The 22,630-nt window shown below is 71.6% G+C and carries 21 protein-coding genes; 7 read left to right on the top strand and 14 right to left on the bottom strand.

Annotated elements, in window-relative coordinates:
• Positions 1-40: 40 nt before the first annotated feature.
• The 3 genes from BM430_RS20055 to BM430_RS20045 all read right to left on the bottom strand — a co-directional run bounded on the left by BM430_RS20055 (position 41) and on the right by BM430_RS20045 (position 3,723).
• Positions 41-1,297 (bottom strand): TadE/TadG family type IV pilus assembly protein, encoded by a 1,257-nt coding sequence (locus tag BM430_RS20055; protein WP_093569014.1) that lies wholly within the window; start codon positions 1,295-1,297, stop codon positions 41-43.
• 217 nt (positions 1,298-1,514) lie between these two features.
• A complete protein-coding gene (locus tag BM430_RS20050) occupies positions 1,515-2,510 on the bottom strand; it encodes a fumarylacetoacetate hydrolase family protein (protein WP_093569013.1) in 996 nt (331 codons plus the stop codon).
• A gap of 151 nt (positions 2,511-2,661) precedes the next feature.
• On the bottom strand, positions 2,662-3,723 hold the full coding sequence (locus tag BM430_RS20045) for a zinc-binding metallopeptidase family protein (RefSeq protein ID WP_093569012.1): 1,062 nt from the start codon (positions 3,721-3,723) through the stop codon (positions 2,662-2,664).
• A gap of 226 nt (positions 3,724-3,949) precedes the next feature.
• Between BM430_RS20045 and BM430_RS20040 the strand changes: the two genes are divergently transcribed.
• From BM430_RS20040 to BM430_RS20030, 3 genes are all read left to right on the top strand, one after another.
• Positions 3,950-4,954, top strand: a complete 1,005-nt coding sequence (locus tag BM430_RS20040; RefSeq protein WP_177303109.1) for an ABC transporter substrate-binding protein — start codon at positions 3,950-3,952, stop codon at positions 4,952-4,954.
• A gap of 179 nt (positions 4,955-5,133) precedes the next feature.
• Complete coding sequence (locus BM430_RS20035) at positions 5,134-6,684, top strand: acetolactate synthase large subunit (RefSeq protein ID WP_093569010.1); 1,551 nt, start codon at positions 5,134-5,136, stop codon at positions 6,682-6,684.
• Positions 6,685-6,873: 189 nt separating this feature from the next.
• Positions 6,874-7,518 (top strand): L,D-transpeptidase, encoded by a 645-nt coding sequence (locus BM430_RS20030; protein ID WP_093569009.1) that lies wholly within the window; start codon positions 6,874-6,876, stop codon positions 7,516-7,518.
• A gap of 320 nt (positions 7,519-7,838) precedes the next feature.
• Here the strand turns inward: BM430_RS20030 and BM430_RS20025 are convergent, their stop codons facing one another.
• Positions 7,839-8,642 (bottom strand): response regulator, encoded by an 804-nt coding sequence (locus BM430_RS20025; protein ID WP_048429093.1) that lies wholly within the window; start codon positions 8,640-8,642, stop codon positions 7,839-7,841.
• Positions 8,643-8,831: 189 nt separating this feature from the next.
• Between BM430_RS20025 and BM430_RS20020 the strand changes: the two genes are divergently transcribed.
• Positions 8,832-9,053: a NepR family anti-sigma factor gene (locus tag BM430_RS20020; RefSeq protein WP_093569008.1), complete on the top strand. Its 222-nt coding sequence runs from the start codon at positions 8,832-8,834 to the stop codon at positions 9,051-9,053.
• Between the two features lie 109 nt (positions 9,054-9,162).
• Here BM430_RS20020 and BM430_RS20015 read toward each other — a convergent pair whose 3' ends face one another.
• Positions 9,163-9,339 carry a DUF1328 domain-containing protein gene (locus tag BM430_RS20015; protein WP_048429091.1) on the bottom strand — a complete coding sequence of 59 codons (177 nt, stop codon included), beginning with the start codon at positions 9,337-9,339 and terminating at the stop codon, positions 9,163-9,165.
• 200 nt (positions 9,340-9,539) lie between these two features.
• Here BM430_RS20015 and BM430_RS20010 point away from each other — a divergent pair, with 200 nt between their 5' ends.
• The gene (locus tag BM430_RS20010) at positions 9,540-9,740 is read left to right on the top strand and encodes a hypothetical protein (protein ID WP_093569007.1); all 201 of its coding nucleotides are present in this window, start codon (positions 9,540-9,542) and stop codon (positions 9,738-9,740) included.
• Between the two features lie 140 nt (positions 9,741-9,880).
• Here BM430_RS20010 and BM430_RS20005 read toward each other — a convergent pair whose 3' ends face one another.
• From BM430_RS20005 to murB, 8 genes are all read right to left on the bottom strand, one after another.
• Complete coding sequence (locus tag BM430_RS20005; protein ID WP_093569006.1) at positions 9,881-10,084, bottom strand: hypothetical protein; 204 nt, start codon at positions 10,082-10,084, stop codon at positions 9,881-9,883.
• Between the two features lie 250 nt (positions 10,085-10,334).
• A complete protein-coding gene (recN, locus tag BM430_RS20000) occupies positions 10,335-12,008 on the bottom strand; it encodes a DNA repair protein RecN (RefSeq protein ID WP_093569005.1) in 1,674 nt (557 codons plus the stop codon).
• A gap of 124 nt (positions 12,009-12,132) precedes the next feature.
• Positions 12,133-13,035 carry an outer membrane protein assembly factor BamD gene (locus BM430_RS19995; protein ID WP_093569004.1) on the bottom strand — a complete coding sequence of 301 codons (903 nt, stop codon included), beginning with the start codon at positions 13,033-13,035 and terminating at the stop codon, positions 12,133-12,135.
• A gap of 256 nt (positions 13,036-13,291) precedes the next feature.
• Positions 13,292-14,239: a UDP-3-O-acyl-N-acetylglucosamine deacetylase gene (lpxC, locus tag BM430_RS19990; RefSeq protein ID WP_093569003.1), complete on the bottom strand. Its 948-nt coding sequence runs from the start codon at positions 14,237-14,239 to the stop codon at positions 13,292-13,294.
• A 403-nt stretch (positions 14,240-14,642) separates the two neighbouring features.
• Positions 14,643-16,514, bottom strand: a complete 1,872-nt coding sequence (ftsZ, locus tag BM430_RS19985; protein WP_093569002.1) for a cell division protein FtsZ — start codon at positions 16,512-16,514, stop codon at positions 14,643-14,645.
• A 114-nt stretch (positions 16,515-16,628) separates the two neighbouring features.
• Positions 16,629-17,954, bottom strand: a complete 1,326-nt coding sequence (ftsA, locus tag BM430_RS19980) for a cell division protein FtsA (protein WP_093569001.1) — start codon at positions 17,952-17,954, stop codon at positions 16,629-16,631.
• Positions 17,955-18,054: 100 nt separating this feature from the next.
• Entirely contained in the window at positions 18,055-19,074 is a 1,020-nt protein-coding gene (locus BM430_RS19975; protein WP_093569000.1) for a cell division protein FtsQ/DivIB, read from the bottom strand.
• 494 nt (positions 19,075-19,568) lie between these two features.
• Complete coding sequence (gene murB, locus BM430_RS19970) at positions 19,569-20,486, bottom strand: UDP-N-acetylmuramate dehydrogenase (protein ID WP_093568999.1); 918 nt, start codon at positions 20,484-20,486, stop codon at positions 19,569-19,571.
• Between the two features lie 73 nt (positions 20,487-20,559).
• Between murB and BM430_RS19965 the strand changes: the two genes are divergently transcribed.
• Positions 20,560-20,814 carry a type II toxin-antitoxin system RelE family toxin gene (locus BM430_RS19965; protein WP_093568998.1) on the top strand — a complete coding sequence of 85 codons (255 nt, stop codon included), beginning with the start codon at positions 20,560-20,562 and terminating at the stop codon, positions 20,812-20,814.
• A 4-nt stretch (positions 20,815-20,818) separates the two neighbouring features.
• Positions 20,819-21,202, top strand: a complete 384-nt coding sequence (locus BM430_RS19960; RefSeq protein ID WP_093568997.1) for a helix-turn-helix transcriptional regulator — start codon at positions 20,819-20,821, stop codon at positions 21,200-21,202.
• Positions 21,203-21,212: 10 nt separating this feature from the next.
• Here BM430_RS19960 and murC read toward each other — a convergent pair whose 3' ends face one another.
• Entirely contained in the window at positions 21,213-22,628 is a 1,416-nt protein-coding gene (murC, locus tag BM430_RS19955; RefSeq protein ID WP_093568996.1) for a UDP-N-acetylmuramate--L-alanine ligase, read from the bottom strand.
• Positions 22,629-22,630 lie beyond the last annotated feature (2 nt).

The following is a 22,630-nucleotide window of genomic DNA, read 5'->3' as shown; positions in this document are numbered from 1 at the left end:
CACCGGCCGGCGCGGCATCGGGCCGTCACTGCGAGGGTCGTCACTGCGACAGGCGGACCGGCTGGTCCTTCTGCGGGCCGACCCCGGCCGGCACCGGCACGCTGGAGGCGGCGTAGCCCGCATTGATCACCAGGTGGGCGCTCCCCAGGGTGCGGATCGTGCGCGCCACCACCACCGTCCAGGGCGACTGGTCGGCGATCCGGTTGTTGGCGCCGCTCACCGTGAGGCTCGCATTCGGCAGGTAGACCGTGCCAACGAGCTTGCGGGCGTTGCTGGTCGAGATCTCGACGTCGCCGCCATAGCTGCGGTCCGTGATCAGCACGAAGCCGGCGTAAGGCCCGCTCTTGCGGCCTTCGAGCTGCAGCACGGCGCTGCCGGTGACCTGCGCCGTCAGCAGCCCCTTGAGGATGACCACGACGTCGCTGCCGGTGATCGTGGCGTTGCCGCCGACGCTGAGGCCCGGGCCGACGAAGTAGTGGTCGCCCGGCGCCAGCACGATGGTGGCGTTGCCCAGCAGCGCGATGGCACCGCAATGCACGCCGGGATTGAGGTGGAACGTGCCGGAGCCGAGGCTGAGCGAGAGCGAGTCGCACAGGAGCGACGGCGCGTCGAGCCGCATCGCCGCGAACGGGTCGGTCATCGGCGGCGCGTCGGTCACCGGGGCCGGCCGGATCGGGCCGGCGGCGCTGCCGACGGCGCGCGTCTCGCCGGCCGACAGAACGGTGCCCGGACCGGCCGTCAGGTTGGCGTTGCTCTGGATCAGGCAGTCGCTCGCGGTGATCGCGGAGCTGGCCTGGAGCGCGATGCTGTCCTGCCCGGCATCGAGCGGGCCGCCCCCGCGCGTGCCGAGCACGCAGAGGGGTTTTCGCGCGGTGCGGATCGCCGTCGCGGTGGCGGCGATGGTCCAGCCGCCCGGCGGCAGCAGGTTGCCGAAGAACGAGGCGCGGTTGGCGCTCTGGCGCACCGTCACGGTGCGCGACGCGGCCTCGACCGTGGCGGTCGAGGCGATCGTCCAGCGCAGGCGCAGGGGCTCGGCCATCGCGTCGGCGTAGAGGCGCGTACGCTCCGTCGTGGCGGCCGACTGGTCGACGCCGAACTCGCCCGCGCCCTGGATCGCCGCCGCGTCGACGTTGCGCTGGAGCTTCGCCTTCGCCTGTATCACCTCGGCGAGCTCGGCGACGCCGACCGCCCCCATCGCCAGGATCGGCAGCAGCACGCCGAACAGCACGCCGACCGCGCCGCTCCGGCAGCGCCGGAAGCGGGCGAGTCGCAGGCCGAGATCCGGGCATGGACGCATCGTCGGGGCGGAATATTATCCAGGTTGTGTCCGGATAAACTTCTATTGAAAGTTGTTTTCCGTGACACAAGCAGCCAACACCGCCCGGTTCTGCGCGACGATTCCGAAGAAAGGCCTAACGTTCTCGTTCAGTTGTACGTGAACGCGGCGCCTTTCACTTTCCAGTTGTACCATTCCCCGGCGCGGACGTCCGGCGCCGCGCCGGTCGTGCCTTGCGTCAGGCGACGTCGTGCTCGATCGCCCCGAAGATCGAGTGCCCGCCGGCATCCTTCATCTCGACCCGCAGGCGGTCGCCGGCCGCGAGGTAGGGCGTGCGGACCCAGCCGCCGGTCAGGGCCTCGGCGGCGCGGGCCTCGGCCAGGCAGGCATAGCCGGCCCCGCCCTCGGCGACGGCGCGCCCGGGGCCGCCGTCGATGCCGCGGTTCGAGACCGGGCCGGCGCTGACGAGGGTGCCGGCACCGAGCGGACGGCGCTGCGCCGCCTCCGCCACCAGGGCGACGAGGCCGCGCCCCAGATCGGCCCCGGCCTCGGGGCAGCCGAGGGCCTTGCCGTTGCGGCTGACCAGCAGCGGCCGGTGCAGGCCGCCGTCCCGCCAGGCATTCCCGAGTTCGTCGGGGGTCACCACCACCGGCGCGAGGCTGGCGGCGAGGGCCGGCGCCTCCGCCCCGTCGAGGTCGAGCCCGTCCGGCCGCAGCCGGTCGTGGCGGATCACCTCCGCCACCAGGGTCACCAGCCGGACCGCCTCCGCGGCGGCCGCCGCGTCGGCGCCCCGGGGGAGGTCGCCGGTGATCACCGCGATTCCCGCCGAGAGGTCGAGGGAGGCGGCCGGATCGTCGAGGCTCAGCGGGTCGCGGGGCCCGAGGAACCCGTCCGAGGCGGCGGGCGCCAGGGCCCCCGCCTCGCCGGCCGGCGCCTCGGCGCCCGCCGCCTGGCGCAGCAGCGCTTGGTAGCCCGGCCAGGCGGCGGCGTGCCGGCGGGCATAGGCCCGCGGCAGGGGGGCGGCGCAATCGTGCTCGTGGAAGCGGAACGAGGGCACCGAGCCGTGCTCGAGCTGCTCGGCGAGGGCGCCGAGCGCGGGAGCGAACCGGTCCCAGTCGTCGAGGGCCTGCTGCAGCGTCGGCACCACGATGAAGGCGTCGGTGGCGCGGGTCAGGTCGCGCGAGACCACGACGAGGCGGCCGTCGCGGCCGTGCTTGAGGCTGGCGAGCTTCATTCGGCGTCCCTCCTGTGCCTGCCGGTGGCAGGCGGATCGGCCCGATTCGTCGGGCGCGTTGCCCCATCATGGACCGCCCCGGCCGTGGACGCTACGGCCGAGGCGAGGGGACACGCGCCCTTACGTCAGCGCGCGCCTCGGATGGTTCCGGTCAGATCGTTCCATGGACGAGGCCGTGGATGAAGCCGAGCTTGCCGATCACCGGCGGGGCCAGCACGAAGGGGTAGAGGTCGCCCTGGCCCATCGCCCGGTTGACGCTGTTGAGGGCGAAGACGAAGGGCAGCCAGGCCGCCACGATCTGCTCGATGCTCTGCGCCTCGTAGGGGTCGAAGTCGATCCGCGCGGCGAGCTCGCCGCCGGCATCGAGCAGCGGATGGACCTGCATGCCGAAGGCGCTCGCCATCTCCAGCGTGTCGACGATGTGCAGGTAATGCGCCCAGGTCTCGGCGAAATCCTCCCATGGATGCGTGGTGGCGTAGGCGGAGACGTAGTTCTCCTGCCAGTTCGCCGGCGTGCCCTGCTCGTAATGCCGCTGGAGCGCCGCGTTGTAATCCTGCGAATCGTCGCCGAACACCGCCCGGCAGGCCTCCAGCCGGCCGGCATCGCGCACCAGCAGGTCCCAGTAATGGTGCCCGACCTCGTGGCGGAAATGCCCGAGCAGGGTGCGGTACGGCTCGCCCATCTGGCGCCGGCGCTTCTCGCGCTCGGCGTCGTCGGCCTCGACGAGGGCGATGGTGATGACGCCGTTGTCGTGGCCGGTCATCACCTTCGGGCCCTGGTTCTCCGGCGGGTCGGCCAGGAAGTGGAAGATCAGCCCGTGCTCGGGATCCTCGGCGCGGGTCTTCAGCGGCAGGTTCCAGCGCAGCAGGCTGTAGAACAGCCGGTGCTTGGCGAATTCCATCTCGCGCCATTTGGCGAGGTATTCCGGGTTCGAGACGTCCGGGATCGTGCCGTTGTGGCGGCAGGCGAGGCAGAACGCGTCCCCCGAGCCCGGCGGCACCAGCCAGTTGCAGGCATCGTGCACCGCGTTGGCGCAGAAGCGGCTCGGCCGGTCGCGGGCGGCGAGCGGCGTCCAGTCCTCGCCCCCGGCGGGCTCGAGCGCCGACAGCGTGCGGGTCTCCGGCAGGTAGGCGAGGCGATGGCCGCAGCGCTGGCAGCTCCGGTTCTCGAAATACAGGATGTTGCCGCAGGACTGGCACTGGAACAGCTTCATCGGGATCTCCACCGGGCGCGCGAAGCGCCCGCCGCACGGTGCAACGAACGTGCTAGGGCGGCGGGGGTTGCGACCGGCGTTTCCCATGACCGATTCGCGGCCCGGCCGGGAGCCGATCGCCGCGCGATCGCGAGAATCGCGAGCCTCCGGCGGGTCGTTGCCCCCGACGCCGTTGATCTCGGGCCGCGCGATCGCCGAGAGTATGGAGGAAGACAAGGGAGCCGTCATGACCCCGACCCGTCGCGCGCTTCTGTCGGGCGCGCTCGCGCTCGCCGCCCCCGTGGTCCGCCGGGTGCAGGCCGAGACCTCCGAGGTGCTGATCGCGCAGCAATTCGGCCTGCTCTACCTGCAGCAGGACGTGATGGAGCGCCTCGATCTGATCGAGAAGCACGCCGCCCGGCTCGGCCTGCCGAACCTCAAGGCGCGGTTCGTGCGCCTCGGCGGCACCGGCCCGGTCACCGACGCGCTGCTCGCCGGCAAGCTCCATTTCGGCAGCGGCGGCGCGCCCGGTGCGATGCTGCTCTGGGACCGCTCGCGCGGGGCGATCAAGTCGTGCTTCGCCATGAACGCGACGGACCAGAAGCTCCTGACCGTGCGGCCGGACCTGCGCCGCATCGAGGACCTGAAACCCACCGACCGGATCGCGCTTCCGGCGGTCAAGACCGCGCCGCAGGCGATCTGGCTGCAGATGGCGGCCGCCGCGGCGTTCGGCCCGGCCGAGTGGAACCGCTTCGATTCCCTCGCCGTGGGGCGCGCGCATCCCGACAGCATGGCGGCGATGCTGGCGCGGACCGAGATCAACTGCCACTGGTCGACGAGCCCGTTCCAGGAACGGGCGCTGGCCGACCCCGCTTTGCGCGAGGTGACGAGCAGCTTCCGGGTCATGGGTCTGCCCTCGGTCACCCCCAACACGATCTACGGCAACGCCGCCTTCCGCGAGGCGAACCCGATCGCCTGGAAGGCCTGCCTCGCCGCCTTCCAGGAGGCGACGGACTTCATCAACAAGGAGCCGGCCCAGGCGGTCGAGATCTACCTCAAGAACTCGGGCGACAAGGACAGTGCGCAGAACGTGCTCTCCGCGATGCGCAGTTCCGGCAACGATTTCACGCTGCAGCCGCGCGGGCTGATGAAGGTCGCGAGCTTCATGGCCGAGACGGGGGTCCTGAAGCGACGGCCGGCGACCCTGGGCGACCTGTTCTTTCCCGAGGCGCTGGATCTCGGCGGAAGCTGACGCTCGGCAAAGGGGGCCGCCGTTCCGCCCCGGCCGGCAAGGACCGCCGCGGCGCCCACCACCCATGCCTCCTGGGACCTATGCCTCCCAGGCCCTCACGGCCGAGCCGGAAATCCCCTATCACCAGACCGCAACCGCGAACCGGGCCGACCAGAGGCCCGCCGGATGAGGAGACGCCGATGGCGATGAACGGGGCCGAGAGCCTGGTGCGCACCCTGGTGGCGGGGGGCGTGGAGGTGTGCTTCACCAATCCGGGCACCTCGGAGATGCACTTCGTCGCCGCCCTCGACCGGGTCGAGGGGATGCGGGCGGTGCTCTGCCTGTTCGAGGGCGGCGCCACGGGGGCGGCCGACGGCTATGCCCGCATGGCCGACAAGCCCGCCTCGACGCTGCTGCATCTCGGGCCCGGCCTCGGCAACGGCATCGCCAACCTGCACAATGCGCGCCGCGCCCGCTCGCCGCTCGTCAACATCGTCGGCGAGCACGCCACCTATCACCGCACCTTCGACGCGCCGCTGACCTCAGACATCGAGGGCCTCGCCGGTCCGGTCTCGGCCTGGGTCCGCACCGGATTGAGCGCCAAGGCGGTGGCGGCGGACGGGGCCGACGCGATCGTCGCCGCCCGCACGGCGCCGGGCGGCGTCGCCACCCTGATCCTGCCCGCCGACACCGCCTGGGAGGAGGGCTCCGGCATCGCTCCCCTCCCCCCGATCCCGGAGCGCCCGCGGGCGAGCGACGAGGCGATCGCCCACGCGGTCGCGGCTTTGCGCAGCGGCGAGCCGGTGCTGCTCCATCTCGGCGACCAGGCGGTGCGCGGCGAGGGGCGGCGCATCGCCGCCCGCATCGCCGAGAAGACCGGCGCGAAGCTGCTCGCCATGACGTCGAACGCCCGCATCGACCGCGGCGCCGGCACGGTGCCGATCGAGCGCCTGCCCTACCCGGTCGATCCGGCCCGGGAGGTGCTGGCGCCCTACAAGCACGTGATCCTCGTCGGCGCGACCCTGCCGGTGGCGTTCTTCGCCTATCCGGGCAAGCCGAGCGCGCTCGCTCCGCCGACCTGCGACGTCTTCGCCCTGGCGACGCCCGAGCAGGACCAGATCGACGCGCTCGCGCGCCTCGCCGAGGCGGTCGGCGCGCCGGCCGAGGCGCCGCTGCCGCCGCTCTCCCGGCCCGACCTGCCGAGCACCGGCGCCCTCGACCAGGATTCGATCGCCCGGGTGCTCGGCGCGCTGATCCCCGAGGGCGCGATCGTCTGCGACGAATCGGTGACGACCGGGCGCGCCTTCTTTCCCGCCACCCATGCGGCCGCGCCCCATACCTGGCTCCAGCTCACCGGCGGCTCGATCGGCCTCGGCATCCCGATGGCGACCGGCGCCGCGGTGGCCTGCCCGGACCGCAAGGTGATCTCGCTCCAGGCCGACGGCAGCGCCCTCTACACCGCCCAGGCGCTGTGGACCCAGGCGCGCGAGCGCCTCGACGTGGTGACGCTGATCTGGGCCAACCGCTCCTACGCGATCCTGCGCCACGAACTGACCAATGTCGGCGCCAATCCGGGCCGCAAGGCGATCGACATGCTGACCCTCGACGATCCGCCGATCGACTGGGTGAGCCTGTCGAAGGGCTACGGCGTCGAGGCGCGCCGGGTCGAGACCCTCGCGGACTTCGTCGACACGCTGAAAGGGGCGCTCGGCCGGCGGGGGCCGTTCCTGATCGAGGTGGCGCTGGGATAGCGCCAACCGGCGAGAGCCGGCCAGCCGGACGCGGCCGCCGCGACGTCCTCGGGACGGCGGCGGCCCGATTCTCGCCACCCGGTTTCACCGGTATTGCGTCCGGGAGGACACAACCTGAGCGTCCGGGAGCGGCTAGGCATGGGAGATGTTCCCCGAGGACATCATTCCTTGCCGAAAGGTCTCGCCCGCATGCTCCCGCGCCGCCTCGTCCTCACTCTCCTCGCCGGGCTGCCGCTCGCGGCCTGCAATGCCCGCGGACCCGCGCAAGTCGCGGCCGTGGATCCGGACGCGGCCTGGTATATCGGCAGCATGCCCGACCAGCCCTACGACGTGCCGCTGGTCGACCGCAGCCGGATGGACCCGAAATACCGGCGCCAGACCGTCGCCTATACGGGCCTGGAGAAGCCCGGCACCGTCGTGGTCGATATCGACGAGCGCTTCCTCTACCTCGTGCAGGACGGCGGCCAGGCGATGCGCTACGGCGTCGGCGTCGGCAAGCTCGGCTTCTCGTGGAAGGGCACCGCCACGGTCGGCCGCAAGGGCGTCTGGCCCGATTGGGGCCCGACCGCCAAGATGGTCAGCCTCAACCCCGACCTGCCGCGCTCGCGCAAGGGCGGCGTCGACAACCCGCTCGGCGCCCGCGCGCTCTACCTCTACCAGGGCAGCCGCGACACCCTGTTCCGCATCCACGGCACCAACGAGCCCTGGAGCATCGGCGAGCAGATGTCCTCGGGCTGCGTGCGCATGCTCAACGAGGACGTGGTCGACCTCTACAACCGCGTGCCGGTGGGCGCGACCGTGCTGGTCAAGCGGAACGGCAAGTATCGGGTCTGAAAACCCGTCGTTGGCCCCTCCCGATTGCCATGTACCCTCCGGGTCATTCCGGGGCCGCGCAGCGGAGCCCGGAATCCAGAACCACGGATGGTTCAAGATCAAGTGGTCACCGTTCCACCTTCTTCTGAAACATCCGAGTGTCTGGATTCCGGGCTCCGCTGCGCGGCCCCGGAATGACGCGGAGGGTGTCAAGATGGCCCGGCGAGTCGTAACAGGCCGAGCGACACCTGACGAACGACCACGGACACGACGAAGCCCCGGCACCCGCCTCGCGGCGGGCCCGGGGCCCAGGGTCTCGTGGCGCGCCGTGTCGGACGGCGTCAGGCGCTCGCGCGGGCCTCGCGGCGGCGGGCGCTCTGCTGGAAGAACAGAGCCTGGCTGATCACCGCCGAGACGTTGGCGGGCTGGAACGGCTTCGCGATGAGGAAGGCCGGCTCGGGCCGCTCGCCGGTGAGGAAGCGCTCCGGATAGGCGGTGATGAAGATCACCGGCACCTCGAACGACTTCAGGAGGTCGTTGACCGCGTCGAGGCCCGACGAGCCGTCGGCGAGCTGGATGTCGGCGAGGATGAGGCCCGGTCGCTTGGTCGAGGCGAGCTTGACCGCCTCGGTGCGGGTGCGGGCGACGCCGGTGACGTTGTGGCCCAGACCCTCGACCAGGGCCTCGAGGTCCATGGCGATCAGCGGCTCGTCCTCGATGATCAGGATCTCGGTCGCCATGTCGGCGGCGAGCTCGCGGCCCGCCTCGTCGACGAGGTCGCGGACCTCCGAGACGTCGACGCCCAGGATGGTGGCGGCGTCCTCCTCGGAGAAGCCCTCGAGGCAGGAGAGCAGGAAGGCTTGGCGCGGCAGCGGGGTGATCTGGCCCAGGCGCACCTCGGCCGGCAGGTCGTGCTGGGTCTGCTCGGTCTGTCCGTTGACGGAGAGCGAGTTCCAGATCCGGGTGAAGACGCGGAACAGGTCGGCCTTGACGTTGGTGCTGCGCCCGAGGGTCTCGGGCTCGTTCACGAGCGTTTCGAGCGTCGCGGCCACGTAGGCATCGCCCGCCACCTGGCTGCCCGTGAGGGCGCGCGCGTAGCGGCGCAGGTAGGGCAGGTGCTGCACCACGAGTTGTGCTGTCGACATTCAGGTCCCCTTGGTGTTGTCGTTCGCGCGTCGGCCCTCACGCTTCAACGCCGTGCAGACGTGTTCGTTCCGGACCGGTGCGGAACTGACTGCGTCGGCGCGCGTTGTCGCCGCAAGCGCGCGACCCGGCATACCGGGCGCCATGGCATCGCTCTGTCCGCGTGTCCAGGACGGGCGAAGGGGAATGGTATGAGCGAAGGCAAGGGCCCGCGGGCGCCCCTGGATGAGGATGTGCCCGCCGCCGGGCCCGAGCAGCCCGCTCTCGACCGCAATGTGCAGGGGCGCATCGGCTCGCACCTGCGTGCGATGTATGACGAGTTGATGCAGCAGCCTATTCCCGACCGCTTCATCGATCTCATCGCCGAACTGGAGCGCAGCGCGGTCCAGGCGACGCCGGACGCGGAATCCTGACCACCCACTCGGCCTCGCGACGACGCCGTCCCCCGCGGGAGGGACGGCGCCGGACTCTACCGAAAATCTCGCTCCCGAAAATCTCTCGGGCGATCGACGGTCGGCGACGTCAGAGCGTCGGCGAGCGGCCCCGCATCAGGCCGACCACGGCCGAGATGGCGAAGAGCACGACGGCGACGAAGAAGATGAGCTTGGCGGCCTCGACCGCCGTGCCGGCGATGCCGCCGAACCCGAACAGCGCGGCCACCAGGGCCACGACGAGGAAAGTGACAGCCCAACCCAGCATGGCGAGACCCTCGTTCTCTGATTCTATCGGCCCTCGGCCGATCGTGAGCAGACAACGTCAAGCATGACCTTGGGTTCCGCTTTGTCGCAGGTGGCACGAACGGGTCGGGCACCCCACATCATGGTGACGGCCGGGGGACGGCCGGGGCGGAACTCCGGTTTCGCGCCACACGTTCTCACCGGCGTCTGGATGGAGGCTTGATGATGATCCGTTCCAATGCCCTGCGTGCCGGCCTCGTGCTGCTCGCCCTGCTGGCGGGTCTCGTCACGGCCTCGCCGATGGTGGTGACAGGCCTCCTCGCGGCGCTCGGCCTCGCGGGAGCGCTGGCGCTCGCCGGGGCGCGGGCGCAGGCGGCACCGGCCCTCGTTCCGGTGCGGGTGCGCGACCGCCGGCGGCGCTAGGCACCGCCACCCTCCTCCCGGTCCTCTCGCGGGGACCGGGTCGCTGCGGGCGGGATCAGGACGGTCCGCCCGAACGTCTTTCGCTCCGCCCAAGCGGCGGAGCGCTCCATGCTCACAGTTAATGTCGGGGTAATCGCCCCTCAGCGCTGACGCTGCAACTCGCGCTCGCGGTGCCGCAGTCGCAGCAGCAGGTCGACCTGATCGAGGGGGATGGGCTGGCCGTCCACCGTGCGCTCGTAGAACGAGCGCAACGTCCGCCCGAGCCGATGCTGCGCCTCGACGCAGATCGCCGGCAGGGCCGGATCCTGAACGGTCTCCCGGGACGCACTCACTTCCTGCTTCATCGGACCATCGGCCCCGTGCCATTGCGCGGGCCCGAGGGAAGGCCGGCCCGCGCCGAGATGAAGCAGTCTCGGTGGATATGGTAAAGAAAGAGTTAATTTTCCTCTTTGTTCACCATGTCGTTCATCCCGCCGCAGGCGCTGACGGCCACCCGGCGAATCATCGCTAGAGCTTAACCGGACAGCAACGTCTGTCGAGGGGCGTTACGCCTTCCGTTACCGCCAAGCTTGAGAGCGTGGCGTCGGCCGCGCGTCACGCCGACGCTGCCTCGAGCAGCCGGGCCGCGGCGGCGCGGGCCTCCTCGGTCACCGTGGCGCCGGCGAGCATGCGGGCGATCTCCTCCTGGCGCGGCACCGCCGCGAGGGGCTTCACCCGCGTGGCGACCCGGTCCGAGCCCTTCACCGCCTCCTTGGCGATCAAAAAGTGCGTCGAGGCGCGGGCGGCGACCTGCGGCGCGTGGGTGACCGCCACGGTCTGGACCCGGGCCGAGAGCCGGGCGAGGCGGGCGCCGATCGCGTCCGCCACCGCGCCGCCGACGCCGGTATCGATCTCGTCGAAGATCAGGGTCGGGGCCGAGCCCTTGTCGGCCAGCACCACCTTGAGGGCGAGCATGAACCGCGACAGCTCGCCGCCGGATGCCACCTTCATCATCGGACCGGGCCGGGTGCCCGGATTGGTCTGGGCCCAGAACTCGACCCGGTCGAGGCCGGCCGGATCGCGGGCCTCCGGATCGGTGGCGATCTCGGTGATGAAGCGGGCGCGCTCCAGCTTCAGCGGCGGCAATTCGGCCTGCACCGCCTTGTCGAGGGCGGCCGCGGCCTTGCGCCGGCCCTTGCTCAGGGCCTGCGCCTTCTCCAGGTAGGCCGCGTCGGCGCTCGCGAGGTCGGCCTCCAGCCGTCCCAGCGCCTCCTCGCCGGCATCGATCACCGCGACGTCGCCCTCGTAGCGCTCGCGCAGCGCCGCGAGGTCGTCGACCGCGACGTTGTATTTCCGGGCCGCCGCGCGCAGGCCGAACAGGCGCTCCTCGACCCGCTCCAGTTCGCGCGGATCGAACTCCGCCGCCTGGAGCGCGTCCTCCAGGCTGGTGCGGACCTCGTCGAGGGCAACGAGCGCGTTGTCGAGGGCCGCGATGCTCGGCTCGACGAGACCCGGCGCCAGCGCCGCGCGCCGTTCGAGCTTGCGCAACGCCGCCGAGAGATGGGCGGTCGGCGAGCCCTGGCCGGCGACGGCGTCGAGGGCCTCGTTGAGCTCGCGGGCGACCTTCTCGCCCTGCTGCATCGCGGTGCGGCGCTCGGCGAGCCCGGTCTCCTCGCCGGGCTTCGGATCGAGGGCGGCGAGTTCCTCGACGGCGTGGCGCAGGAAATCGACTTCCTTGCGGGCGGCCTCGACCCGGGCGCGGTGCTCGGACAGGGCGGTACGGGCCTGGCGCACCTGGCGCGCCGCCGTCGCGACGGTGGCCTGACGGCTCCCGAGGCCCCCGAACGCGTCGAGGATCGCCCGGTGGGTGGTGGAATCCGACAGGGCCCGGTCGTCGTGCTGGCCGTGGATCTCGACGAGGGCCGCCCCGATAGCGCGGAGCACCTGCACGCCGACCGGCTGGTCGTTGACGAAGGCGCGGGTGCGCCCGTCCGCGACCTGGACCCGGCGCAGGATCAGGTCGCCCTCGGTGTCGATCTCGGAGGCCGCGGCGAGCGTCCTCGCCGGATGGTCGGCGGGAACGTCGAACACCGCGGTGACCTGCCCCTGCGCCTCGCCCTGGCGCACCAGGCGACCGTCGCCGCGCCCACCGAGCGCCAGCGTGAAGGCATCGAGGAGGATCGACTTGCCGGCGCCGGTCTCCCCGGTCAGGACGCTCAGGCCTTCGCGAAAGTTCAGCTCGAGCTTATCGATCAGGACGATGTCGCGGATCGCGAGCTGAACCAGCATGCCACCCTTGCCGGGACGTTGAAGAAGGGACTTGGAGGAGGAGATCGGGCGGGTATCTACAGCCGAACGGGCCGCGGCGCGAGTGCGCGCCACGGCCGCATGCCTGGCCCGAGCCGTGAGGCTCTTACTGCGCCTCGGCGGTGCGCGTGTCCATCCCGATCACGCCGCGGAACGCCTTGCTGATCCAGGACGCCTTCTCCTCGCGCGGCTGCAGGCCGCCGTTCTGGAGCAGGTTGTAGGCGTCCTTGTACCAGGGCGAGTCGGGGAAGTTGTGGCCGAGCACCGCCGCGGCGGTCTGGGCCTCGCCGGTGATGCCGAGCGCCATGTAGGCCTCGGCCAGACGCTCCAGCGCCTCCTCGACGTGGCGAGTCGTCTGGTACTTGCTCACGACATCGCGAAAACGGTTGATCGCCGCCGGGAAGTTGCGCCGCTCCAGGTAGTAGCGGCCGATCTCCATCTCCTTGCCGGCGAGCTGGTCGCGGGTGATCTGGATCTTGGCCTTGGCGTCGGCGGAGTATTCCGAGGTCGGGTATTTCTGCACCAGCTCGGTGAGCGCCACGAGGGCCTTCTCGGAGCGGTCCTGGTCGCGGGTCACGTCCGGGATCTGCTTGTAGTGCGACATCGCCAGCAGGTACTGGGCGTAGGCCGCGTCCTTCGAGCCCGGATGGCGCTGCAGGTAGCGCTTCGAGGCGGTGATCGCGTCCTCGTAGCGGCCACCCTCGTAGTTCGAGTAGGCGGTCATCAGCACGGCCTTCCGCGACCAGTCGGAATAGGCGTACTGCTTGTCGAGGTCCTCGAACTTCTTCGTCGCGCCCTCGTAGTCGCGATCCTCAAGCCGGCCGAGGCCCTGGCTGTAGAGCTTGTCGGCCGGAATGTCGGCCACGACCTCGGTCTTGTACTTCTCGGACGCGAACGGGTTGATCGAGTCGATCGCGTCGCAGCCGGCGAGCCCCAGGCCGCACGCCGCGAGCAGCACGGTCCGCAGAACGGTCACCTTCGCGTCGCGAAGCGGGTGGGCGAACGGCATTCGGGTTCTTCCCCAAGCAGGCGGCCTTTGCACGGCCGCTGATCCACGAGCCCCTTATCCCAGGCCGGCGGGTTGCGCCAAGCCCGCGACGGCCACGGCACGGAGCCGGCGGCCATCGGTCAGGAACCTTTTAACCCTGCGGGGCGAATGGGGCGCCAAGACGGCGCGAGGCGGTGCAGGTTCCCTCTCGCCGCCGTCGTGCGGCGACGAAATCGTCCCGATGTGGCCCGGCGGCAACGCCGGTCGGACGATCGTCTCAGAGTTCCGGCGCGTAGACCGCGGCGCCGAGGCCGACGCCGAACTCGGCGAAGACCGGCTCGCGCCGGGCGCCAGCCCCCTCGACGATGGCGTAGTTGGCCCGGTCGGCGAAGAGCTCGCCGAGGACCGCGCAGTTGAGGCCGTGGCCGCCGCAGAAGGACTGGTAGGCGCCGAGGATCGGCAGGCCGGCCAGCGCCAGGTCGCCGACGGCGTCGAGGATCTTGTGGCGGACGAACTCGTCCGGGTAGCGCAGGCCCTCGGGGTTGACCACGCCGCCGTCCCCGACCGCGACGGTGTTCTCCAGCGAGGCGCCCAGGGCGAAGCCGGCCTTCCAGTAGCGCTCGACGTCGCGCATCATCCCGAAGGTGCGGGCGCGGGCGATCTCGCGGCGATAGGCGGCGGGGGTGAGGGTCAGGGCCTTGCGGCTGCGGCCGATCACCGGGCTCTCGAAGTCGATCTCGACGTCGAGGTGGAAGCCGCGCTCGAACGGGCGCAGCTCGGAATAGGCGCGGCCCTTCTCGGTCCGGACGGTCTTGAGCACCTTGATGAAGCGGCGGGGGGTGCCGCAGGAGAGGGTGCCGACCGCCTCGATCGCCGCCACGTAGGGACCGGCGCTGCCGTCGAGGATCGGCATCTCGGGCCCGTCGATCTCGACGAGGCAGTTGTCGATGCCGAGCCCGTAGAGGGCGGACATCAGGTGCTCGATGGTGGCGACGGCGCCGGTCTCGCGGCTGCCGATGACGGTGCAGAGCTCGGTGGCGCTGACCTGGGCGTACTGGGCCTGGATCAGGCGGTCGCGGCCGTTCGGGAGGCCGGTGCGGAGGAAGGCGATGCCGTGATGCGCCTCCGCAGGATGGAGAGTGATCGCGACGGGGTTACCGGAGTGGACGCCGATGCCGGAGAGGCTCGCGGCGGAGCGTAGGGTCGTCTGCTGACTTGTTCTCATTACCTCAGCCCTCGGCCGCGACTCACCATCGTGTCCCGTTGCCGGGCCCACGTTTCGAGGCGATCCGTCCGTTGCTTGAAGCCCCTGTGGGTGTCAGTGCCGGCGGTTCCGCTCGGCCTTCGCCCTTGTGCGTAGGACAGCTATAGTCGCGCTCGAAAGCACGGCCAAATCACGGATTCTTACGCTCTGTAACAGATCCGGGCATCCGCTACGGACGCAAAAAACCGTTATTCATCAAAAGCTTGAACAACGCGTAAACCCCGGGGCCGGGCGGCCTCGGGGTGTGTCTTTTGGGCTGCACCGGCGCCCTCCGTGGCAGGATCGTGGCGCCCGGCGCAGGGACCGGGGCCTCACCTTTCGGTGCAGGCCCCAGCCGGGCCCGACATCAGGCCTTGCCCATGCGTCAGTTGGCCTGGCGGCGCAGGAAGGCCGGGATCTCGAGCTGATCGTCGTCCATCATGCGGGTGCCGGCCGGCACCGCGCGGCCCTGTGGGTCGAGGTTGCCCTGCGCCGGGCGGTAGCCCTGCGGCTGCGCCGGGTAGCCGCCCTGCGGCGCGTAGGCCTGCTGCGGGGCGGGCTGGCGCGGGGCCGGGGCGGCGTGCTGCACCGGAGCTTGATGCAGAGGAGCCTGGCGCGGCGCCGGCTGCGGGGCGTGCGGCATCGGGGCATGCGCCGCCGGGGCCTGCGCCGCAGCTTGAGCCGGATGGCCGGCCTCGTCCTCGCGCCGGCCGCCGAAGCCGACGGTGGCGAGGCGGCGCAGGAGCGAGGTGCGCTTGGCGTCCGGGGTCACCTGCTGCACCGGTTCCTCGCCGCGGCTGGCCCGGATCTGGTTCTGGGCCGGCATCGGCAGGTCCTGGACCCGGGGCATGCGCGGCGCGCGCACCACCGCCGGGGACGGCGGGATGAACGGGCCGGAGGCCATCGGCATCTGCGGCTCGTGCTGCGGCGCCGGGGCCGGCTCGTAGACCGGGGCGGGACGCGGCTGGGCCGGGGTGATCTGCACCTCGTCGCGCATCAGGCCGGCGGCCTGGTGGGTGCCGGGCATCTCCATGCGGACCGGCTCCGGCGCGGGCATCGCGGCATGCGCGGGGGTATGCATCTGGGCATGCATCGGGGCGTGCGCCACCGGCTCCGGCGCCGGGGCCCGCGCTACCGGGGCCTCGGCGGGACGAAAGGAGGCGGTGGAGGGGGGCGCCGACGGGGCGGCGGCCCGGGCCCGGGCCTCGGCGCGCAGGCGCTCGGCGACCTCGGCGATGCGCTGCTCGGTCTGGGCGATCTCCGGCGAGCCGATCGCGTTGGCGTTGATCAGCGCCGGCTCGATGCCGGTGGCGACCACCGAGACCCGGATGATGCCGTCGAGGCTCTCGTCGAAGGTGGCGCCCAGGATGATGTTGGCGTCGGAATCGACCTCCTCGCGGATGCGGGTGGCGGCTTCGTCGAGCTCGTAGAGGGTCAGGTCGTTGCCGCCGGTGATCGAGATCAGGAGGCCGCGGGCGCCCTTCATCGAGACGTCGTCGAGGAGCGGGTTGGCGATCGCGGCTTCCGCGGCGCGGTTGGCGCGCTTCTCGCCGGACGCCTCGCCGGTGCCCATCATCGCCTTGCCCATGCCGCGCATGATCGCCCGCACGTCGGCGAAGTCGAGGTTGATGAGGCCCTCCTTCACCATCAGGTCGGTGATGCAGGCGACGCCCGAATAGAGCACCTGGTCGGCCATCGCGAAGGCGTCGGCGAAGGTGGTCTTCTCGTTGGCGACCCGGAACAGGTTCTGGTTCGGGATCACGATCAGGGTGTCGACGGCCTGCTGCAGCTCGTTGATGCCCGATTCGGCGGTGCGCATGCGGCGCACGCCCTCGAACTGGAACGGCTTCGTCACGACGCCGACCGTCAGGATGCCCATGTCGCGGGCGGTGCGGGCGATGACCGGGGCCGCGCCGGTGCCGGTGCCGCCGCCCATGCCGGCCGTGATGAAGCACATGTGGGCGCCCGAGAGCTGGTCGCGGATCTCGTCGATCACCTCCTCGGCGGCGGCGCGGCCGACATCGGGCTGCGAGCCGGCGCCGAGCCCTTGCGTCACCCCGATGCCCATCTGGATCACGCGCTCGGCCTTCGAGGAGGTCAGCGCCTGGGCGTCGGTGTTGGCGACCACGAACTCGCAGCCGAGGAGCCCCGACTCGATCATGTTGTTGACGGCGTTGCCGCCGGCGCCGCCGACGCCGAACACGGTGATGCGGGGCTTCAGTTCGCGGATGTCCGGAGCTTGCAGGGAGATGGCCATGATGCGCGAGCCTCTGATGATCGTTACGTTTCTGGTGGCGCCGCTAAGCGCCGTTTGCCGTCCCGCCCGCCCGGCGCGGCCCGTTTCCGGGGCCCGCGCCGGGAGGCGATCCCGTTAGAAGCTCTCCCGGATCCAGCGTCCGACCTTGGAGAGGTAGGTGTCGGAACCGAGGCCCGCGTGGCCGGACTGGCCGCGCGGCTCGAAATGCTCGACATGCGAGACCTGGGGGTAGACCAGGAGGCCGACGGCGGCCGAGAAGGCCGGTCCCTTGGCGGCCTCGGGCAGCCCCTTGATGCCGAGCGGCCGGCCGATCCGGACCTGGCCCTGCAGGATGCGGCGGGCGACCTCCGGCAGCCCGACGAGCTGGCTGGCGCCTCCCGTCAGCACCACCCGGCGCCCGGCCTGGGCGGCGAAGCCCGCGTTGCGCAGGCGGTCGCGCACCAGTTCCAGCACCTCCTCGACCCGCGGGCGGATGATCCGCACGAGGTGCGATTTCGGGATGTGGTGCGGCAGGTCGCGCTCGTCCTCGTCGACGCCGTGGACCGCGATCATGTCGCGCTCGTCCGACGCCGTCGCCATGGCGGCGCCGTAGAGGGTCTTGAGCCGCTCGGCCGCCGCCACCCGGGTCGAGAGGCCCCGGGCGATGTCCATGGTGACGTGGTGGCCGCCGACCGCGAGCGCGTCGCAATGGACGAGGTGGCCGCCGGAGAAGACCCCGACGCTCGTCGTGCCGCCGCCCATGTCGACGACCGCGACGCCCATCTCGGCCTCGTCGTCGACCAGCGCCGAGAGGCCCGAGGCGTAGGGGGTGGCGATCACCGCCTCGACCCGCAGGTGGGTGTTCTCCACCGCCAGCATCAGGTTGCGGGCGGCGGCGATCTCGGCCGTGACGACGTGCAGGTCGACGCCGAGGCGCTCGCCGAGCATGCCCGACGGGTCGACCACCGCGCTCTGCTGGTCGAGGGAGTAGCCGGTCGGCAGGGCGTGCAGCACGGCGCGGCCGGGGCTGATGCTGTGGGTGCTCGCCGCCTCCAGCACCCGTTGCACGTCCGCGCCGGTGACGGCGCCGGTGCGCACCGGGACCTTGGCGTCGAAATGCTGCGAGCCGAGCCGCCCGCCCGAGAGGCTGACGATGACCGACTGCACCTCGACCCGGGCCATCCGCTCGGCGGCGTGGACCGCCTGGCGGATCGCGGTCTCGGCCGCCTCGAGATCGACCACGGCGCCGCCCTTGAGGCCGAGCGAGCGCTGGTGCCCGATGCCGATGATGCGGGCGAGGTGGGTGCGGCCGCGCAACGTCGCCAGCGTCTCGACCGGCTGCAGCTCGGCGACGAGGCAGACGATCTTGCTGGTGCCGATGTCGAGCACCGACAGGGTCGCGCTGCGGCGCGCCGAGAGCGGCTTTAAGCGCGGCGTGAGACCGTGCTGGAGGAGACTCATGACGCGACGCTCACCGGGAAGGACAAGGGGATCGGGGGGCTGGAGGAGCCCGCAAGAGAGGAGCCGGGAAGACCGGCGGGCGTCACGTCTCGCGCGCGGGTCATGTCTCGGTTCCCTTCGGTTTCTTCTGCTTCTTCTGGGCCTCCAGGCGCGCCGCCGCGCCCTCCTCGGTCAGCCGCACCACCACCCGGTCGGGCAGCCGCAGGTCGACCGCGATGATGTCCTTCTCGAGCAGGCTCGACTCGGCCTCGAGCTTGACGAGGCGGGTCACCGCGTCGCGGGCGCCGGCCTCGGGCAGGCGCACGTCGATGCCGTCGAGCTTGAGGGTCCAGCGCCGCCCCGAGACCAGGGTGCCGGCCCGGATCCGCTCCCGGAGGGGCCCGGCGGCCTCGAGCAGGGCGAGGTACTCCTTGGTGCGCAGGTTCGCCTCGTCGCCCACCACCAGCGGCAGGTCGGCGAAGCGGCCGTCGCGCATCTGGTCGATCACCGTGCCGTCGGCGGCGATCACGGCGATCTCGCCGTTGCGCTGCCACAGGGCGCTCGGCTCGCGCTCGGTGAGCGTGACCAGGAGCTCGCGCGGATAGATCTTGCGCACCGAGACCGCGCCGATCAGCGGCACGGTGGACAGGCGGTCGCGCACGTCGACCACGCTGAGGAAGGGCAGCGAGTTGCGCTGGTCGATGCCGGCGGCCTTCAGGATCTCGGCCGAGCGCAGCTGCACCAGCCCGGTGATCGTGACCTTGTCGAGGCCGAAGCCGAGGGCGCGGGCGGCCATGTCGAAGGGGGTGCCGTAGCGGGCCGAGACCTCGGCGTAGCCGCCGCCGGACACGAAGCCCGCCGCCGCGACGAGGCCGAAGAACCCGAAGGCCAGGCCCATCCCGAGATGGCGCGGCATCCGCCGCTCGATCGGCACCGCCACCGAGGCGCGGCGCGGGCGCAGGAAGCGCGGCAGGACGCGGGCGAGACGCGACTCGCTCAAGCGCAGGTCGCCGAGCCGCGCGTCGCGCGCGGGACCGCCCCGGGCCGGTGCCGTCCCCGCCTGGGGAACGGTCATGCCGGCCTCCTCGCCGGCATAGCCGGCGTCGGTCAGCGGCTCAGGGAAGCGTCCACCACCATCCATGGGGCGAGTTCACCGAAAACGATACCCGGCACGGGCTGCGATCTCCGGCGCGTGAGCGGTCTCGGGTCATCCTGGCTTCGCTGTGCCGCCCCGCCACGGGCATACCGGCGGGGCCGGTACGTCGTCGCGAAAGGTCGGCACGGCTCACGCCCGGCATCCAAGTGCTTGATGCGCCGTTAACGCCAACTCTCGAACTCGCTGGTAAATATCCGGTAAAATTTTCGCTCGCCGCACAGGGATCGCGCAGCCCCGGCGGCCCCCGTCGCCCGGGGGCCACGCCGCGGCGGCGGGCCGGGCCGGGATCGCCCGGCGGATCGCATCGAGGCTGAGAAAATCCGCCTTCTCAAGAGCTTACGGGAGGGCCGGCAAGCCCCTCCCCCGGGCCGAGACCGGTTTCGGCGGGGGTCGGGCGGCCCCGCGGCGGCGCGGGTCTGGGACGGCGCCCATGGTTACCGTCGCGACCCGGGCGGGCCCCGCCGAGGGTGATTCGCGAATCAGCGCGCGGCGACGCCGATGCGCTTGATCTCCCAATGCAGGTCGATGCCGGAGGTCGCGCGCACCCGCGTCCGCACCTCCTCGCCCAGGCCCTCGATATCGGCCGCGGTGGCGCCGCCGCGGTTGATCAGGAAGTTGCAGTGCATCTCCGACACCTGCGCGCCGCCGCGGGTGAGCCCGCGGCAGCCGGCGGCGTCGACGAGCTGCCAGGCCTTGCCCCCGGGCGGGTTCTTGAAGGTCGAACCGCCGGTGCGCTCGCGGATCGGCTGCGCCGCCTCCCGGGCCGCGGTGACCCGGTCCATCTCGGCCTCGATCGACGCCCGGTCGCCGGGCCTCCCGCGATAGGTCGCCTGGGTGAAGATCAGGTCGGCGGGCGCCGCGCAGTGGCGGTAGGCGAAGCCCATGTCGGCGTGGGAGAGGACGTGCAGGGCGCCCTTGCGGTCGACGGCGCGGGCCTCGACCAGCACGTCGGTGGTCTCGCCGCCATGCGCCCCGGCATTCATCCGGAGCGCCCCGCCGACCGAGCCCGGGATACCGCGATAGAAGGCGAGGCCGTCGAGCCCGGCCTCGGCCGCCGCGCGGGCGAGCTTCATGTCGGGCACGGCCGTGCCGGCCCGGATCGTCTCGCCCTCGATCGCGATCGACCCGAAGGCCTTGCCGCCGAGGCGGATGACGAGCCCCGGCACGCCGCCGTCGCGCACGATCAGGTTCGAGCCGAGGCCGATCACCGTCACGGGCACGTCCGGGGGAAGGGCGGCCAGCGCCGCGGCGAGGTCCTCCTCGTCGGCGGGCGTGAACAGCACGTCGGCCGGTCCCCCGACCCGGAACCAGGTCAGGTCGGCCAGCGGATGGTCGGGCAGGAGGCGGCCACGCAGAGCGGCGGGCTCCAGGGCGGCGAGGATGGCGGCGGAGGTCATGGTTCGGTTCCGGCTCGACGCCCGGGGGCGGAGCGCTCTAGAGTTGACGCAAGGGCAATGAGGGTCGGCGCGGATGGCCAGGACGGTCGTCTACACCCGGAAGGCGGCGCGGGCGCTCGCCCGGATGCCGGCCGACATTGAGGCATTGATCCGGGCAAAGTTCGATCAGCTGGCCCGGGATCCGGCATCGCTGGGCAACAACGTCAAGGCGATGCGGGGCGTACCGGGCTACAGGCTGCGGGTCGGAGATTGGCGCGCCCTCTTCACGAGTGAAGATGAGCGGATCATTGTGCACGATGTCGGGCCGCGCGGCTCGATCTACGGGTAGGGTCATGACCATCGTCCGCACCAAGACGCCCGCCGGCGAGGCGATCGTGATCCTGCCGGAGGCAGAGTTCGAGCGGTTGCGCGACCTCGCCGAGGAAGCCGCGGATGCCTGTACCCTCGCGGCTTCCCTCGCGCGGCTGCAGGCCGGCGAGGAGGAGCTTCTGAGCGGGGACGACCTCGACGCGCTGCGCGCCGCGCCGACCCCCCTCGCCTTCTGGCGCGGCAAGAGGGGCTTGAGCCCGGAAGAACTCGCCCGGCACGCGGGCGTGCCGGAGGAGCGCCTGGGCACGGTCGAGCGCGGCGAGAGCATCGGCGACGTCCAGCTCTACCGGCGGCTCGCCCGGGCGCTCGGGGTCGAGATCGAGGATCTCGTCCCGGACGCACCCTGAGGGCAGCGCCTCACGCCGCCTTCTCGCCGATCGCGGCGAGTTCGCCCGGGAGCGCGTAGGCCCATTGGGTGATGTTGCCGGCCCCGAGACACACCACGTAGTCGCCGGAGCGGGCGAGCCCGCCGACGATGCCGGCGAGGTCCTCGGTGCGCTCGAGCGCGATGGCGTTGCGGTGGCCGCGGGAGGTGAGGCCCGCCACCAGGGCGTCGCGGTCGATGCCCTCGATCGGCGCCTCGCCGGCGGCGTAGACGGGGGCGACGATCACCGTGTCGGCGTCGTTGAAGCAGGTGCAGAAATCGTCGAACAGCGAGGCGAGGCGCGAGTAGCGGTGGGGCTGGACCACCGCGATCACACAACCGTCGGTCGAGGCGCGGGCGGCCTTCAGCACCGCCTTGATCTCGACCGGGTGGTGGCCGTAATCGTCGAAGATCTGCGCGCCGTTCCACTCGCCGGTGCGGGTGAAGCGCCGCTTGACGCCGCCGAAATTCGCCAGCGCCTTGCGGATCGCGTCGGGCGACACGCCGAGCTCGTGGGCGACCGCGAGGGCCGCGGTGGCGTTGAGGGCGTTGTGCTTGCCCGGCATCGGCAGGACGAGGTCCTCCATCTCCATCCGGAAGCCGGGGCGGCGGTCGCGGATCATCACCCGGAACCGGCTCTGGCCGCCCTTCAGGTCAACGTCGATCAGGCGCACGTCCGCCTGCGGGTTCTCGCCGTAGGTGACGATGCGCCGGTCCTCGATGCGCCCGACGAGGTCCTGCACCGTCGGGTGGTCGATGCACATCACCGCGAAGCCGTAGAACGGGATGTTGTCGATGAAGGCGCGGAAGGCGTCCTTGATCGCGTCGAACGAGCCGAAATGGTCGAGATGCTCGGGGTCGATGTTGGTGACGATGGCGATGTCGGCCGGCAGCTTCAGGAAGGTGCCGTCGGATTCGTCGGCCTCGACCACCATCCAGTCGCCCTCGCCCATGCGGGCGTTGGTGCCGTAGGCGTTGATGATGCCGCCGTTGATGACCGTGGGGTCGAGGTCGCCGGCGTCCAACAGGGTGGCGACGAGCGAGGTCGTGGTGGTCTTGCCGTGGGTGCCGGCCACCGCGACGCAGGACTTGAAGCGCATCAGCTCGGCCAGCATCTCGGCCCGGCGCACCACCGGCAGGCGGCGCTCGCGGGCGGAGACCAGCTCCGGGTTGTCGCGGCGGATCGCGGTCGAGACCACCACCAGGGCGGCGTCGGCCAGGTTCTCGGCCCGGTGGCCCACGAAGGTGCGGATGCCCTTCTCGTTCAGGCGGCGGACATTGGCGTTGTCGGACGCGTCCGAGCCCTGCACCGTGTAGCCGAGATTGTGCATCACCTCGGCGATGCCGGACATGCCGATGCCGCCGATGCCGATGAAGTGGATGGGTCCGAGCTTGTTCGGCAGCTTCATGG

This window comes from Methylobacterium sp. 174MFSha1.1, assembly GCF_900116815.1.
Classification (GTDB): Bacteria; Pseudomonadota; Alphaproteobacteria; order Rhizobiales; family Beijerinckiaceae; genus Methylobacterium.
The sequence above is the reverse complement of the archived record's forward strand: the minus strand, read 5'-3'. Positions and strand labels throughout refer to the sequence as shown.

What these genes read in the sequence shown, in the direction of transcription:
- BM430_RS20055 (WP_093569014.1), bottom strand. Translation starts at nt 1,297, where the DNA reads ATGCGTCCATGCCCGGATCTCGGCCTGCGACTCGCCCGCTTCCGGCGC.
- BM430_RS20050 (WP_093569013.1), bottom strand. Translation starts at nt 2,510, where the DNA reads ATGAAGCTCGCCAGCCTCAAGCACGGCCGCGACGGCCGCCTCGTCGTG.
- BM430_RS20045 (WP_093569012.1), bottom strand. Translation starts at nt 3,723, where the DNA reads ATGAAGCTGTTCCAGTGCCAGTCCTGCGGCAACATCCTGTATTTCGAG.
- BM430_RS20040 (WP_177303109.1), top strand. Translation starts at nt 3,950, where the DNA reads ATGACCCCGACCCGTCGCGCGCTTCTGTCGGGCGCGCTCGCGCTCGCC.
- BM430_RS20035 (WP_093569010.1), top strand. Translation starts at nt 5,134, where the DNA reads ATGGCGATGAACGGGGCCGAGAGCCTGGTGCGCACCCTGGTGGCGGGG.
- BM430_RS20030 (WP_093569009.1), top strand. Translation starts at nt 6,874, where the DNA reads ATGCTCCCGCGCCGCCTCGTCCTCACTCTCCTCGCCGGGCTGCCGCTC.
- BM430_RS20025 (WP_048429093.1), bottom strand. Translation starts at nt 8,642, where the DNA reads ATGTCGACAGCACAACTCGTGGTGCAGCACCTGCCCTACCTGCGCCGC.
- BM430_RS20020 (WP_093569008.1), top strand. Translation starts at nt 8,832, where the DNA reads ATGAGCGAAGGCAAGGGCCCGCGGGCGCCCCTGGATGAGGATGTGCCC.
- BM430_RS20015 (WP_048429091.1), bottom strand. Translation starts at nt 9,339, where the DNA reads ATGCTGGGTTGGGCTGTCACTTTCCTCGTCGTGGCCCTGGTGGCCGCG.
- BM430_RS20010 (WP_093569007.1), top strand. Translation starts at nt 9,540, where the DNA reads ATGATGATCCGTTCCAATGCCCTGCGTGCCGGCCTCGTGCTGCTCGCC.
- BM430_RS20005 (WP_093569006.1), bottom strand. Translation starts at nt 10,084, where the DNA reads ATGAAGCAGGAAGTGAGTGCGTCCCGGGAGACCGTTCAGGATCCGGCC.
- recN (WP_093569005.1), bottom strand. Translation starts at nt 12,008, where the DNA reads ATGCTGGTTCAGCTCGCGATCCGCGACATCGTCCTGATCGATAAGCTC.
- BM430_RS19995 (WP_093569004.1), bottom strand. Translation starts at nt 13,035, where the DNA reads ATGCCGTTCGCCCACCCGCTTCGCGACGCGAAGGTGACCGTTCTGCGG.
- lpxC (WP_093569003.1), bottom strand. Translation starts at nt 14,239, where the DNA reads ATGAGAACAAGTCAGCAGACGACCCTACGCTCCGCCGCGAGCCTCTCC.
- ftsZ (WP_093569002.1), bottom strand. Translation starts at nt 16,514, where the DNA reads ATGGCCATCTCCCTGCAAGCTCCGGACATCCGCGAACTGAAGCCCCGC.
- ftsA (WP_093569001.1), bottom strand. Translation starts at nt 17,954, where the DNA reads ATGAGTCTCCTCCAGCACGGTCTCACGCCGCGCTTAAAGCCGCTCTCG.
- BM430_RS19975 (WP_093569000.1), bottom strand. Translation starts at nt 19,074, where the DNA reads ATGGATGGTGGTGGACGCTTCCCTGAGCCGCTGACCGACGCCGGCTAT.
- murB (WP_093568999.1), bottom strand. Translation starts at nt 20,486, where the DNA reads ATGACCTCCGCCGCCATCCTCGCCGCCCTGGAGCCCGCCGCTCTGCGT.
- BM430_RS19965 (WP_093568998.1), top strand. Translation starts at nt 20,560, where the DNA reads ATGGCCAGGACGGTCGTCTACACCCGGAAGGCGGCGCGGGCGCTCGCC.
- BM430_RS19960 (WP_093568997.1), top strand. Translation starts at nt 20,819, where the DNA reads ATGACCATCGTCCGCACCAAGACGCCCGCCGGCGAGGCGATCGTGATC.
- murC (WP_093568996.1), bottom strand. Translation starts at nt 22,628, where the DNA reads ATGAAGCTGCCGAACAAGCTCGGACCCATCCACTTCATCGGCATCGGC.